This window comes from Stenotrophomonas sp. S49 (assembly GCF_016624905.1).
Lineage (GTDB): Bacteria > Pseudomonadota > Gammaproteobacteria > Xanthomonadales > Xanthomonadaceae > Stenotrophomonas.
Map to the genome: position 1 here is coordinate 1 of NZ_JACVUD010000102.1, position 14,639 is coordinate 14,639.

The following is a 14,639-nucleotide window of genomic DNA, read 5'->3' on the forward strand; positions in this document are numbered from 1 at the left end:
CGGGGTGGGTCCGGTTGCGGGGGCGTGAGCGCCATGGATGGCGCGACCGAGCCCACAGGGACGTATTTACGGCGTCCCCCTCAACCGGACCCACCCCGCCAACCCACAGGAAACCCGCCTTCGACGTTGCTTCAGTCGAGCATGGCTCGACTCTACAGGGGGGCAGGGCTGCAAGCCCTGCCGCAAAACCCCCAAACCCTTACTGGAGGAGGGAGCGCAGCATCCAGGCGTATTTTTCGTGGGTCTGCAGGCGCTGGGTCATCAGATCCTCGGTCGGGGCGTCGTCGGCATCGTCGGCCACATCCAGCACTTCACGCGCCGTACGGCAGACCGCTTCGTTGGCGACCACCAACTGGCGTACCATTTCACGCCAGTCCGCACTGTCGGTCAGGCCCGGCTCCTCGGCGATCGAGGTCAGCGCAGCAAATTCCCGGTAGGAGCCCGGGGCATTGAAACCCAACGCACGGATACGCTCGGCCACATCGTCCAGCGCCGCCCACTGCTCGGTGTACTGCGTCTCGAACATGGTGTGCAGCGAGTTGAACATCGACCCGGTCACGTTCCAATGGAAGTTGTGGGTCTTCAGGTAGAGCGTGAACGCATCGGCCTGGAACCGCGACAGACCGTCGGCGATCTTCTTGCGGTTGCCCTGGGTGATCCCGATATCGATGTTGGGTGCCGACGGCGCCGCCGCCGCAAGCTTCTGCTTGCCGGTCGTGGGCTTGGTCGTGCTCTTGGTCTTCGCCATGGGGTTCCTCCTTGTGGAATCGTTGGCCTTCACAGTAAATCAGTCGTGATGACTGGTCGCTTTCAAAGTTTTGAACGAACCGATTGATGAACGCTATCAATAAAAATCCGCCGCCCCGCCTGCGCCAACAGCGCGCCGCCATCGATGGCGCCATGAGCCGCGACCGGGGCCGTCTGCTGGGCATGCTGTCGCGTTGCCAGGCCAAGCCCGAAGATGCGGCCCTGGCCGCCACGTTCGAGCAGGCCCTGCAGGCATCGGTGCAGCGCCGCCAGCAACGGGCGCAGCAGCAGCCATCCATTACGCTGGACCCGCAGCTGCCGATTGCGCGTGAAGCCGAGGCGATCATCGGCCTGATCCGCGACCACCAGGTGGTAGTGATCGCCGGCGAAACCGGTTCGGGCAAGACCACCCAGCTGCCGAAGCTGTGCCTGGCTGCCGGCCGTGGCCAGGCCGGCATGATCGGCTGCACCCAGCCGCGACGGATTGCCGCACGTGCGGTGGCCAGCCGCGTGGCGCAGGAACTGCACAGCGAACTGGGCCAGTTGGTCGGCTACCAGGTGCGCTTCAACGACAAGGTCAGCGAAGACAGCCGCATCAAGTTCATGACCGACGGCATCCTGCTGGCGGAGATCGCCAGTGACCGCTGGCTGTCGAACTACGACACGATCATCGTGGACGAGGCGCACGAACGCAGCCTCAACATCGACTTCCTGCTGGGCTACCTGAAGCAGTTGCTGCGCAAGCGCCCGGACCTGAAGCTGATCGTCACCTCGGCCACCATCGATACCGAACGCTTCGCCCAGCACTTCGACAATGCGCCGGTGATCAGCGTGGAAGGGCGCACCTTCCCGGTGGAAGTGCGCTACCGCGCGCTGGAAGGCGAGGGCGAGCAGGAGGGCGAGCGCACGGTGAACGACGCCATCGTGTCGGCCATCGACGAGATTACCCGCCTGGATGCGCGGGGCGACGTGCTGATCTTCCTGCCCGGCGAGCGCGAGATCCGCGATGCGCACCAGTCGCTGGAGCGCCGCAAGTACCGCAATACCGAGGTGCTGCCGCTGTACGCGCGACTGTCCAACCAGGACCAGGACCGGGTGTTCAACCCGGGCCCGAACCGGCGCATCGTGCTGGCCACCAACGTGGCCGAGACCTCGCTGACGGTGCCGCGCATCCGTTACGTGGTCGATCCGGGCTTCGCCCGGGTCAAGCGCTACAGCCCGCGCAACAAGCTGGACCGCCTGCATATCGAGCCGATCTCGCAGGCCAGTGCCAACCAGCGCAAGGGCCGTTGCGGTCGTATTGCCGAGGGCATCTGCTACCGCCTGTATGCCGAAGCCGATTTCCAGGCACGGCCGGAGTTCACCGATCCGGAAATCCGCCGCTCCAGCTTGGCCGGGGTGATCCTGCGCATGCTGCAGCTGGGCCTGGGCCGCATCGAGGACTTCCCGTTCCTGGAAGCGCCGGACGAGCGCGCGGTGGCCGATGGCTGGCAGCAGCTGACCGAACTGGGTGCCATCGATGTCGAGCGGCGCATGACCACCATCGGCAAGCAGATGGCACGCCTGCCGGTGGACGTGAAGCTGGCGCGCATGCTGGTGGCCGCGCAGGCGGCAGGTTGCCTGCGGCCGATGCTGGTGATCGCCTCGTTCCTGGGCATCCAGGACCCGCGCGAACGCCCGCCCGAAGCGCGCGGTGCGGCTGACAGCGCGCACGCGCAGTTCGCCGATGGGCGCTCTGAATTCGTGGGCGTGCTGCGCCTGTGGGATGGCTACCGCACGGCCCACGAAGACCTGACCCAATCGAAACTGCGCGACTGGTGCGGCCGCCATTTCCTGGGCTTCCTGCGCATGCGCGAGTGGCGCGAGCTGCATCGCCAGCTGCGCCTGCTGTGCGAGGAACTGGGCTGGAAGGAAGAAACCACCGAGGCCTCGATGGCACCGCTGCTGGCCGGCAGCAGTGCGCCGGCCCCGGCGCGTGACGACGCGGCCGCAGTGAAGGCCACCCGTGGCCAGTTGCACCGCGCTGCGCGCCTGGCCCGCGAAGGCAAGACCGAGGCCGCGCCGGCACCGGTGGCGGCGCGTGCGCAGAAGGATGAAGTGCCTGCCGGCGGTGGCTTCAGCGAGCGTGTGCGCGCGGCCGCCTACCAGACCCTGCACCGTGCGTTGATCGCCGGCCTGCCCACGCAGGTGGGCCACCGTACCGACAAGGGCGATTTCCAGGCGCCGCGCCAGCGCCGCTTCCTGCCGTTCCCGGGTTCGGCGCTGTCCAAGCGCCCGCCGCCGTGGCTGCTGGCGGCCAACCTGCTGGACACGCAGAAGGTCTGGGGCATGACCCTGGCGGCCATCGAGCCGGACTGGGTGATTGCCGAACTGCCGCACCTGCTGCTGCGCAAGCACTTCGACCCGCACTGGTCGCGCGCGCAGGGCCAGGTGCTGGCCTCGGAACAGATCAGCCTGTTCGGCCTGGTGCTGGCCCCGAAGAAGCCGGTGCACTACGGCCGCATCGAACCGGGCGAGGCGCATGACATCTTCGTGCGCCAGGCACTGGTGACCGGCGAAATCAACACCCGCGCCAGTTTCGTGGCCGACAACCACAAGGTGCTGGAACAGGCGCGCGAGGAAGAGGCCAAGCTGCGCCGCGCCGGTATCGTGGCCGACGAGGACTGGCAGGCGCGCTGGTACCTGGACCGCGTGCCGCCGCAGATCCATTCGGCATCCGGCCTGGATGCGTGGTGGAAAACCCTGCCGCCGGAACAGCGCAAGGGCCTGCACTGGTCGCTGGTCGACCTGTTGCCCGGCGAAGGCAGCGAACAGGAGCGCTATCCCAAGTATCTGGCGCTGGGCCAGGCGCGGCTGCCGCTGCACTACCGCTTCGAGCCGGGCAGCGACGACGACGGCGTAACCCTGGACGTGCCGCTGCACCTGTTGAACGCGCTGGACCCGGTGCAGCTGGGCTGGCTGGCGCCGGGCTTCGTGGCCGACAAGGCCGCCGCGCTGATCCGCAGCCTGCCCAAGGCCATGCGCCGCAACTATGTGCCCGCACCGGATTTCGCCCGGGCATTCTTCGAAGCATTCCCGCAGCCCAGCGCCGATGCGATCACCGGTGAGCTGGCGCGTTTCCTGTCGCGTGCCACTGGCGCCCAGGTGGCAGCCACCGATTTCGAGCCCGCCTCGATCGAGCCGCACCTGCACATGAACCTGCGGCTGCGCGATGAGCAGGGCAAGGTACTGGCAAGTTCGCGTGACCTGGACGCGCTGCGCGCGAAGTTCGGCAGCCGTGCCGGCGACGCCTTTGCTGCACGCGCCGGGCGCGAGATGGCGGCCGACGGCCTGCGCAGCTTCCCGTCCACACCGATCCCGTTGCAGGTGCCCGGTGAAGCCGGCGTGCCGGCCTACCCGGCGCTGCTGGATGAAGGGGACAGCGTGGCGCTGCGCATCTTCGCCGACCGCCAGCAGGCCGAGGACGCGCATCCGCTGGGCGTGCGCCGCTTGCTGGAAATCGCCCTGTCGGACAAGGTGAAGCAGGCCCGCAAGCAGTTGCCGGTAGGCGCCAAGACCGGCCTGCTGTACGCCGCCATTGAATCGCAGGAACGCCTGCGTGGTGATCTGGTGGATGCGGCGATGAACGCGGTGTTGGCCGAGGGTCTGGGCGGCATCCGCGATGCCGGCGCGTTCGAGCAGCGACGCGAGCAGGTGGCCAAGGCGCTGTTTGGCGAGGCGATGCAGCGGCTGAAACTGGCCGAGACCATCCTGGGCCTGGTGGGTGAACTGAAGCCGCTGCTGGAGGCGCCGCTGATGGGCTGGGCGCGCGGCAACCTGGATGACATGGAAGCGCAGCTGGTGGGCCTGATCCACCCTGGCTTCCTGCGCGATACGCCGGCCGATGCACTGGCCCAGTACCCGCGCTACCTGAAAGCGATGATCCTGCGCACCGAACGCGCCAAGCGCGATCCGCCGCGCGACCAGGCACGCATGCTGGAACTGCATCCGTTCCTGGAGGCGTTGCGCACCGGCGAGGAGCAGGGACTGCGCGAGCGCCCGCAATGGCAGGCCCTGCGCTGGGATCTGGAAGAGCTGCGTGTTTCCCTGTTCGCGCAGGAGCTGGGCGCACGCACCGGCATTTCAGCCAAGAAGCTGGCGCAGCGGGTAACCGCATTGCGCCAGCTGTAATCCGCGAGCGCCGGGCCAGGCCCGGCGCTGCCGTCACTTGGTACGGCGCACCTTGGGCTGGGTGTTCACGCCTTCGACCTTCATGTACCACACGCCCATCATGCCGGGGCTGATGCTGACGTTCGGGTTCTGCTTGCGCACGCCGCTCACGCTGCTGGCATCGATCTGTTCCCACTGCTGGCCGTTGTCCAGTGCGTAGACCCGGCCCTTGCCGAAGCCACGGAACTCGCCCTGCAGGGTGGCGTTGATCGGTTCCTTGCTGCCGAAATCGAAGAACCCGCGGTTCTTCACGATCACTTCCTGGCGGCCTTCCTCGCGGGCCTCTTCGCGCACGGCGGCCACGGCCTGGGTGGTGGCCGCTTCCACCTTGCCCTGCAGCCAGCGGTTCAGCGACGCCAGTTCGGTAGCGGACAGCTTGTCCAGGCCGGCGGCCTGGAACTCGGCCGGGCTCATCTGCTGCTGCAGGTCGCCGTCCACCACGCGCTGGGCCAGCGCAGGGGTGGACAGGGCCAGCAGCAGCGCAGCGCTGGCCAACAGATGCAGCCGTGCACGGGGAAGAGGGCGGGAAACCATGGGCGGGACTCTCGTTTTGGATGACCGCGAGTGTAACGGCATGTGTTCATGCCCGGTCATGCGCAGCGCGGCGATTGTTCCTGAACGGTGCTGGCGCTAGTGTAGAGGTCTCATTGTCCAACGTTCGATGCTGTGAACCGCGCTTCTGTCCCCGGCCTGGATGCCTTGTTGAACCGTCCCTCTGCAGCGGTGCTGCCGGCCCCGCTGCGCCAGGCCCTGCGCGAGCGATGGCCGGGCGCGGACGCAGAGCCGTCCATGCGCGCGAACTGGTCGGTGCTGGGTGACACCCTGGATGCGCTGGCCATGCTCACTTCGGATGAGAGCGTGGTGCTGGCCGCCCTGTTGTTCGATCTGCCGGCCCTGCGCGAGCACCTGGACGCGTTGCCGCTGGGCAACCATGCCACGGCCGTGGCCGGGCTGCTGGACGGCCAGGACGCGGCCGATCCGGTGTGGGCGCTGCACGCCGGCCGCGAAGCGGGCCGCAACAGCGAAGGCCTGCGCCGTCTGCTGCTGGCCATCATCCGCGACCTGCGGGTGGTGCCGATCCTGCTGGCCCGGCAGTTGGCGCGCATGCGCGCGGCCGACAAGCTGGACGAACCGCAGCGCCGTGCGCTGGCCCAGCTGACCCGCGACATCCATGCGCCGCTGGCCAACCGGCTGGGCATCTGGCAGTTGAAGTGGGAACTGGAAGACCTGGCGTTCCGTCACCTGGAGCCGGACACCTACCGCCGCATTGCGCGCGAGGTGGACGAGACCCGTATCGCCCGCGAGCGCTACGTGGAAAACGTGAAGAAGGTGCTGTCGCGCGAACTGGCGGCGCAGGGCCTGCAGGCCGAAGTCAGCGGCCGCCCGAAACACATCTACAGCATCTGGCGGAAGATGCAGAAGAAGCGGCTGGCCTTCGACCAGTTGTATGACATCCGCGCGGTGCGGGTGATGGTGGACGACGTGGCCGCCTGCTACGCCGCGCTGGGCGTGGTGCATGCACTGTGGGCACCGGTGCCCAGCGAGTTCGACGATTACATCGCCCGGCCCAAGGCCAACGACTACCGTTCACTGCATACCGCCGTGGTCGGCCCGGAAGGGCGCACGATCGAAGTGCAGATCCGCACCCACGACATGCACGCCCAGGCCGAACTGGGCGTGGCCGCACACTGGAAGTACAAGGAAGGCGGCAAGGGCGCGGAAAAGGCCTTCGACCGCAAGATCACCTGGATGCGCCAGTTGCTGGAGCAGGCGCAGGATGGCCAGGGCAATGAACTGGCCGGGGCGCTGGATGCCGAACTGACCGAAGACCGGGTCTATGCGCTCAGCCCGAAGGATGAAGTGCTGGACCTGCCGCAGGGCGCCACGCCGCTGGATTTCGCCTACCAGGTGCACACCATGGTCGGGCACCGCTGCCGTGGCGCGAAGGTCAACGGCCGCATCGTGCCGCTGACCTACCGGCTGCGTAGCGGCGACCGTGTCGAGATCCTCACCGGCAAGGAGGCCGACCCGCGCCGTGACTGGCTGATGCCTGCGCTGGGCTTCCTGGCCAGCAACCGCTCGCGCGAAAAGGTGCGCAGCTGGTTCCACAAGCTGGACCGGGCGCGCAACGTGCATGCCGGGCGCGAGCTGCTGGAGCGCGAACTGAAGCGGCTGGGCCTGCAGCATGCCGACCTGGCCGGCGCGGCGAAGAAATTCCATGCCGACAGCGTGGATGATCTGTACATCCAGGTGGCGCTGGGCGATACCGGGCCCAACCAGGTCAGCCGTGCATTGCTGGAAGCCGAACGTGCGGCCAGCCAGCCGGCCCCGGCGCCGGCCCTGCCGCGGCCGACCGCGCGCCGGGAAAACCTGGGCAAATCCAAGTTCACCGTGCAGGGCGTGGGCAACCTGCTGGTGCAGCTGGCCCGTTGCTGCCAGCCGGTGGCCGGCGAACCCATCGTCGGTTACCTGACCCGCAGCCGGGGCGTGACCGTGCACCGCGCCGACTGCGCGGCGCTGGCCCGACTGGCCGCGACCAGTCCGCAGCGGATCCTGCCGGTGGAATGGGGCCAGGCCGGCGGTGGCTACGAGGTGGACGTGGTGGTCGATGCGGTGGATCGCCGCTGGCTGCTGAAGGACATCACCAACCTGATCGCGCAGGAAGATGCCTACGTGCTGGATATCCACAGTGACAACGTGCGCAACAGCGGCCGTGCGCATCTGCGGCTGCGCCTGAAGGTGACCGACTACGGCCAGCTGTCCAACCTGCTGGGCAAGCTGGATGCGCTGCCGGGCGTGAGCGAGGCGCGTCGTCTGGGCTGAGCTTCACGGCGCCCCGGCTACCCTGCACGCATGGAACGCGAGCCCCCGCACCCCGCACACGGCACGGCGCACCCGGCGCTGGACCGTGTCCGTCGCGAGGGGCGCTGGTGGTGGCTGCAGGCCCGGCATGCACGCCGGGTGTGGCGCTGGGCGCTGCTGGCGGCCGTGGCGGTGTTCCTGCTGCTGGTGCTGGTGCGCAGGCCGTTGGCCGACTGGTTCTGGGATGATTCGCAGATCGAGCAGTTGCTGGCCGAGGGCGACCGCGCGCTGGCTGCCGGGCGCCTGACAGCGGCCGACGGCAGTGGCGCACGCGAGCGCTACCAGGCGGTGCTGGCGCTCGATGGCGACCGCCCGTTGGCGCGGCAGGGGCTGGCGCAGACCGGTGCGGCTGCGCTGCAGCAGGCCCGTGAGCGGCTGCAGGCCGGTGATCTGGACGGTTGTACGCAGCTGCTGGCGCTGGCCCGCGAACTGCAGGTGCCACAGGCGCAGACCGACGCCGTGGCGCAGCAGCTGCTGGCGCGGCGGCGTGCCGGAGCCGGCGTCGGCGCGCTGCTGGCGCAGGCCCGCAATGCCTTCGCGGCGGGGCGCCTGGACGAGGGCGAAAACAGCGCACTGCCGCTGTTCCAGCGGGTGCTGGCCTTGCAGCCGGACAATCTGTCGGCGCTGGAAGGGCGCGAAGATGCGCTGAGCGATCTGTTGCAGGAAGCGCGCGTGCAGGCCGGGCAGGGCGCGTTGGCCGCCGCGTCGGACACCGTGCAGCGGGCGCGCCGTTTCGATCCCGGGCATTCGGACCTGCCAGCCACCCAGGAGGCACTGGCCCAGGCCACCGAGCAACGCCTGCGGCAGGCACAGCGTGCGCTGCAGCGGCAGCAGCTGGATGCCGCTGCCGAGGGTTTCCTGGCCGTGCTGGCGGTGACCGCTGATGATGCCGCGGCGATCCGTGGTCGCGAGCAGACCCTGCAGGCGCTGCTGCTGCGAAGCCAGCGCCATGCCGAAGATTTCCAGTTCCAGGCCGCCGAACATGATCGCGGCCTGGCCACGGCGCTGGGCGCTTCGCCACTGGCCCTGCAGCAGGACCTGCAACGCGTCCAGCGCGCCCGCCAGGCCGAACAGGCGCTGCAGCAGCCGGGGCAGGGGCGTGCGCAGCGCGAGCGCCTGCTGCGTGGGCATCTGGCCCGGATCGAACGCGCTGAACGTGCGCAGCAGTGGATCAGCCCGCCGGGGCACAGTGCCTACGATGCATTGCGCGAGGCGCAGTCACTGGCGCCGCGCGATCCACGCGTGAAAGCGGCGGCGGCACGGCTGCTGCCGGCCAGCCAGCGCTGCTTCGACGACAACCTGCGGCAGAACCGCGTGCAGGCTGCCGGGGCCTGCCTGCAGGCGTGGCAGACCCTGGCGCCCACCGCATCGGCCTTGCCCGGCGCGCGGGTGCGCTTGGCCCAGCGCTGGCTGGCGATTGGCAGCGAACGCCTGGGGCGCGGCGATGTGCAGTTCGCTGCCGGCGCAGTCGAGCAGGTGCGGCGGCTGCAACCGGACCTGCCTGAACTGGCCGCCTTCGAACAGCGGCTGCGCCAGGCCGGTGGCCAGGCGGACTAGCTGAAGAACACGCGCTGCACGGTGGCGCGCGCGGCATCCAGCGAGAAATGCCGGGCGACATTGTCCAGCCCCGCATCGGACAACTGCTGCCACAGCTGCGGGTCCTGGTACAGGCGCGCGGCGGCGTCGGCAAAGGCTTCGGCGGTGTCGGCCACAAGTACGTCGCGACCGGCCTGCAGGTGCATGCCCTCCACTGCGCAGGTAGTGCCGACCACGGGCTGGCCGTGCGCCATGCTCAGGTTGATCTTGCCCTTCACCCCGGCGCCGAAGCGCAGCGGCGCGATGGCGATGCGCGCACCGTTCATGTACGGGGTGATGTCCTCGACGAAGCCGTGCATCTGCACGCCCGGCTGGGTGGCTGCCAGCGCCTTCAGGCTGTCCGGGGCGCTGGCACCGATCACGTGCAGCTGCACCTGCGGCAACCGCGCGCGCAGAATGGAAAACACGTCACCGATGAACCACTCCATGGCATCCAGGTTCGGCGGATGACCAAACCCGCCCACGAAAACCAGATCGCGGCGCTGGGCCCAAGGCGCGCCGCCACCGGCGACTTCGTGCAGGTTGGAAATCAGTTCCACCTGCACCTGCGGCGCATCGGCCTTCAGCTGCTCGCGCTCGGCGGCGCTGACCAGCACCGTCACGTCACACTGGTCCATCACCGCCAGTTCGCTGGCGCGGGTGCGTTCTGCGTTGCGCAGCAGTCCGGCATCGCCGGCCACTTCGGCACCGCGGCGTTCGCGCAGGTAGTGCAGGTCGACCGTGTCGAACACGGTGCGTGCCTGCGGTGCGTAGCGCTTGACCAGTGGCAGGCAGGCGTTGGCGACGTGGTGGCGCACCAGCATCACCACATCGAATCGTGCGCCGTGGGTACGCAGCCAGCCGGCCACGCCTTCCAGGAACGGCGCATACCAGACTTCCACGCCCATCCGCTGCAGGGCTTCGGTGGCCTCGCCGGCATGCTCGCGCCGGGTCGGCACGAACACCACGTGGGCGCCGCCCTGCAGCAGCAGGCGGATCAGGTTCATCTGCCGCAGCGAGCCGGAATCGCGCTCGGGGCGGGGCACTTCTTCATCCAGGATCAGCACCTGGCGGCGACCGCGCAGCAGCAGGGCCGGCGAGGGCACCTCGCCCACCGCAGGGTGCGTGGCCAGTTCAGCGGCCCACTTGCTGGCAAAAATGCCCTGGTTGCGCACCTGGTAGGCCTTCACCCCGCTGCCGGTGTCGGTGCCGTTGCTGGTGCCTTCGTCATGCACCACGCGGCTGGCCGGTTGCACCAGCACGCGCAGGCCCTGCGCACGCACGCGGAAGGCCAGGTCGGTGTCTTCGTAGTAGGCCGGCTTGTAGCGGGTATCGAAGCCGCCCAGCTGCTGCCACAGGGCGCGCGGCAGCATCAACGCGGCACCCGAGCAGTAGTCGACATCGCGCAGGCTGGCGAAGCGCGGATCGTCGGCGGCTTCGAAGCGGCCGTAGCTCCAGCCACTGCCGTCGCGGAAGATCACCCCGCCCGATTCCTGCAGGCGGCCATCCGGGTAGAGCAGTTGGCTGCCCACCAGGCCCGCGTCGGGCACGCTGTGGAAGGTGTCCAGCAGTGCCTCCAGCCAGCCGGGCTGCGGCACGGTGTCGTTGTTCAGCAGCACCACATGGTCGCCGCGTGCACGCGACACGCCGTCGTTGCAGGCTTCGATGAAGCCACCGTTCTGCGCGCGCACTTCGTAGCGCAGGCCGCTGATGCGGGGCATCCACTGCGTGGTCTGGTCGCTGCTGCCGTCATCGACCACCAGGATCTCGCAGGGCACCGCCGGTGGGTGCGCGGCCAGTGCGCGTAGGCAGGCCAGGGTGTGCTGCACATGGTTGTAGACGGGAATGACGATGCTGACCTGTGGGGCATCGCTGCTGGGAACGCTGAACGGCGCGAAGGCCTGCGCTGCGGGCAGGTACAGCGGCGTACGCGGCGCCGGCACGGCGCGCTGGGTGTGCACGCGGATGCGCTGCCAGGTGGCCCGCCAGCCGCGGGTACGCAGACTGGCCAGACTGCGCTGCGCCAGGCCGGTCAGGCGGTTCAGCAGGTAGCGCCATTCGGCCAGGGACATCGCCATCCGGTAACAACTCCAGCTTAAGCAGGGAATCGGCGGGAATTCGCCAGCCACAGCGGCTGGGGTAGACTCGCCAGACCCTACATTGTCGCATTCCCGTGCCCCGACGCTACGATTCCGACGACATCGACGATCTCGACGATGACACCCCGACCGGTGACGGCCCCTCCTGGCGCAGCCGCCTGATCACTTGGAGCATGGCCGCCTTCGCACTGGGCCTGGGCTTCCTGATTCCGTACACGCTGTACCTGAACCAACAGGTGACCCAGCGTTTCGGTGAACTGCGCTGGCAGATTCCCACGCGTGTGTACGCGCGCCCGCTGGTCGTGGTGCCCGGCAAGGCGATGGACGCGGCCACCCTGAAGACCGAACTGGCGGCCTCGGCCTACCGCGATGACGGCCAGGGCAAGGAGCCGGCCACCTACGCGGTGCAGGGCGGTCGCTTCACCATTTCCAGCCGCGGCTACAACGATGTGGATGGCCGCGTAGCACCGCGCCGGGTGGAACTGACCCTGTCCGGCGGCACCATCGCCGCGCTGCGCGACGCCGACAGCCGCAAGGCGCTGAAGGCCGCGCGCCTGGACCCGGCGCGTATCGCCACCCTGTACGGGCAGAAGCAGGAAGAGCGGCGCCTGGTACGCATGGATGAAGCGCCCGACCTGCTGGTGACCGGCCTGCAGGCGGTGGAGGACAAGGACTTCAACCGCCACCACGGCATCGATCTTTCCGGCATTGCCCGTGCCGTGTGGGTCACGATCCGTTCCGGCGGGCAGAGTCGCCAGGGTGCTTCCACGCTTACCCAGCAGCTGGCCCGCAGCGGCCTGCTGGGCATCGGCAAGGAACAGACCGTCACCCGCAAGTTCAATGAAGTGCTGTACGCGCTCATCATGGAAGCGCGCTACGACAAGCGCACCATCTTCGAGGCCTACCTGAACCAGGTGTACCTGGGCCAGCGCGGCAGCCAGGCGATCCACGGCATGTCCTCGGGCGCGGAATTCTGGTTCGGCCGCGATCTGTCGTCGCTGGAAACCGAACAGGTGGCGCTGCTGATCGGCCTGGTGAAGGGCCCGTCGTACTACGACCCGCGGCGCAACCCGGAACGCGCGCTGGACCGCCGCAACTTCGTGCTGGGCAAGCTGCACGAGGCGGCGCTGATCGACGATGCCGAGTACCAGCGTGCGCTGAAGGCGCCGCTGGGCGTGCCGAAGACGCCCGGCTTGGTGGCGGCCAACCGCTTCCCGGCGTACGTGGATCTGGTGCGCCGCCAGCTGGGCCACGATTACCCCGAAGCGGCCCTGCAGGGCGCCGGGCTGAGCGTGATGACCGGCATGTCACCGTCGGCCCAGGCCTATGCCGAGGGTGCAGTGACGCGCACCATCAAATCGCTGGAAAGCAAGCGCCGCCCGGAACTGCAGGCCGGCATGGTGCTGACCGACGTGCACAACGGCGACGTGCTGGCCGTGATCGGCAGCCGCGAGGTGTCCGAGGTCGGCTTCAACCGCGCCATCGAGGCACAGCGTCCGGTGGGTTCGTTGCTGAAGCCGTTCGTCTATCTGCTGGCGCTGGCCCAGCCGGACCGCTATTCGCTGGCGACCTGGGTGGATGATTCACCGGTGACCGTGCAACTGGGTCGTGGCCGCAACTGGAGCCCCGGCAACGCTGACAACCGCAGCCATGGCACGGTGCGCCTGATCGACGCGCTGGCCCATTCCTACAACCAGGCCACCGTGCGCGTGGGCATGCAGGTGGGGCCGGAACGGGTGACCCAGCTGATCCACGTGCTGGCCGGCCTGAAGGCCGAGGCCAACCCGGCGGTCATCCTGGGCTCGACCGACCAGAGCCCCTACGCCATGGCCCAGCTGTACCAGTTCCTGGCCTCGGGCGGCGAGATCCAGCCGCTGCACGCCGTGCGTGGCGTGCTGGACCCGCAGGGCAAGCTGCTCAAGCGCTATGACAAGACACCGGCGCCGGCGCAGGAAGGCGATTCGATTGCCGCCAACCTGATCAGCATCGGCCTGCAGCAGGTGGTGGCCAGCGGCACGGCCCAGCGCCTGAATGCCGACGGCCTGGGCCGCCTGCAGCCGGCCGGCAAGACCGGCACCACCAACGATGGCCGCGACAGCTGGTATGCCGGTTACACCGGTGACCACCTGGCGGTGATCTGGATGGGCAACGACAAGAACGAGCAGGCCGGCCTGTACGGTGCCACCGGCGCCATGCGGGTGTGGTCTGGCATCTTCCAGCGCCTGCCCAGTGCCCCGCTGAAGGTCAGCAACAAGGGGCTGGACTGGCAGCCGGTGGCCGCCACCGGTACCAACAGCACCGATGAAGGCTGCCCCGGCGCGCGTCGTTTCCCGTTCGTGGTGGGCTATGCCCCGGCCTACGCGCCCTGTGCGCCGGCCAGCGTGCCCGAAGAGCAGGGCGGCGAAAGCGAAGGTGGCGGCTGGCGCAGCTGGTTCGGCCTGGACCGCAAGCCCGACCCGCCTGCCGAACCGGCCGCTGCCCCGGCCGCCACGACTCCTTCCCCCAGCCGGTGATTCCGATGAACCTTCGAACCCTGTATGCGCCGGTGGCCGTGGCCACCCTCAGCCTTGCCCTGGCGGCCTGCATGAGCAGTGCGCCGCAGGTGGTCAAGCCGGTGGACACCACCACCCCGGCGCAGCGTCTGGCCGCCGTGGATGCGGCTGCGGGCCCGGACGACAAGGAACTGTCGGTGCAGCCGCTGCGTGATTCGCAGGTGGAAGACCTGCGCCAGGCGGCGTTGGCACAGCGCCAGGGCAATGATCTGGCCGCTGCGGCCGGCAGCCTGGACCAGGCGCTGCAGATCGTGGCCGGCGACCCGTCGGTGCTGCAGGAACGTGCCGAGATCGCGTTGCTGCAGGGCCAGTGGGGCGAGGCAGAGACGTTCGCGCGCAAGGCGGTGGACCTGGGGTCGAAGACCGGGCCGCTGTGCCGGCGCCACTGGGCGACCATTGAGCAGGCACGGCTGGCGCGTGGCGAGAAGGAAAACGCGGTATCGGCGCATGCGCAGCTGGAAGGCTGCACCGTGCCGGGGATCAAGCGGTACTGAGTTTCCAGCCAACGGCGCAGCCCCTCGTGGCTGGCTGGCGGGCGGTAGAGTCGACTGTTAGTCGACTGACGCTGAGGGTTGGCCGGGCGGGGGGGTTGCGC

Annotated in this window: 8 protein-coding genes; 5 read left to right on the plus strand and 3 right to left on the minus strand. The window is 68.9% G+C overall.

Going from position 1 to position 14,639, the window contains the following annotated elements; translation table 11 throughout:
* Positions 1 to 199: 199 nt before the first annotated feature.
* Positions 200 to 748, minus strand: a complete 549-nt coding sequence (locus IAE58_RS17335) for a Dps family protein (protein ID WP_199934385.1) — start codon at positions 746 to 748, stop codon at positions 200 to 202.
* A gap of 86 nt (positions 749 to 834) precedes the next feature.
* On the opposite strand from IAE58_RS17335, the gene hrpA reads away from it, so the two are divergent.
* Positions 835 to 4,917, plus strand: a complete 4,083-nt coding sequence (gene hrpA / locus IAE58_RS17340) for an ATP-dependent RNA helicase HrpA (RefSeq protein WP_199934386.1) — start codon at positions 835 to 837, stop codon at positions 4,915 to 4,917.
* Between the two features lie 33 nt (positions 4,918 to 4,950).
* Here the strand turns inward: hrpA and IAE58_RS17345 are convergent, their stop codons facing one another.
* On the minus strand, positions 4,951 to 5,490 hold the full coding sequence (locus IAE58_RS17345) for a hypothetical protein (protein ID WP_199934387.1): 540 nt from the start codon (positions 5,488 to 5,490) through the stop codon (positions 4,951 to 4,953).
* Positions 5,491 to 5,622: 132 nt separating this feature from the next.
* Between IAE58_RS17345 and IAE58_RS17350 the strand changes: the two genes are divergently transcribed.
* Positions 5,623 to 7,779, plus strand: a complete 2,157-nt coding sequence (locus tag IAE58_RS17350; RefSeq protein ID WP_108772105.1) for a bifunctional (p)ppGpp synthetase/guanosine-3',5'-bis(diphosphate) 3'-pyrophosphohydrolase — start codon at positions 5,623 to 5,625, stop codon at positions 7,777 to 7,779.
* Positions 7,780 to 7,809: 30 nt separating this feature from the next.
* Complete coding sequence (locus IAE58_RS17355; protein ID WP_199934388.1) at positions 7,810 to 9,375, plus strand: hypothetical protein; 1,566 nt, start codon at positions 7,810 to 7,812, stop codon at positions 9,373 to 9,375.
* Here IAE58_RS17355 and IAE58_RS17360 read toward each other — a convergent pair.
* Complete coding sequence (locus IAE58_RS17360; protein ID WP_199934389.1) at positions 9,372 to 11,471, minus strand: glycosyltransferase; 2,100 nt, start codon at positions 11,469 to 11,471, stop codon at positions 9,372 to 9,374. The two genes, IAE58_RS17355 and IAE58_RS17360, sit on opposite strands and share 4 nt — an antisense overlap.
* A 95-nt stretch (positions 11,472 to 11,566) precedes the next feature.
* Here IAE58_RS17360 and mrcB point away from each other — a divergent pair, with 95 nt between their 5' ends.
* A complete protein-coding gene (mrcB, locus tag IAE58_RS17365) occupies positions 11,567 to 14,005 on the plus strand; it encodes a penicillin-binding protein 1B (RefSeq protein ID WP_199934390.1) in 2,439 nt (812 codons plus the stop codon).
* 5 nt (positions 14,006 to 14,010) lie between these two features.
* Positions 14,011 to 14,538: a hypothetical protein gene (locus IAE58_RS17370; RefSeq protein WP_199934391.1), complete on the plus strand. Its 528-nt coding sequence runs from the start codon at positions 14,011 to 14,013 to the stop codon at positions 14,536 to 14,538.
* Positions 14,539 to 14,639 lie beyond the last annotated feature (101 nt).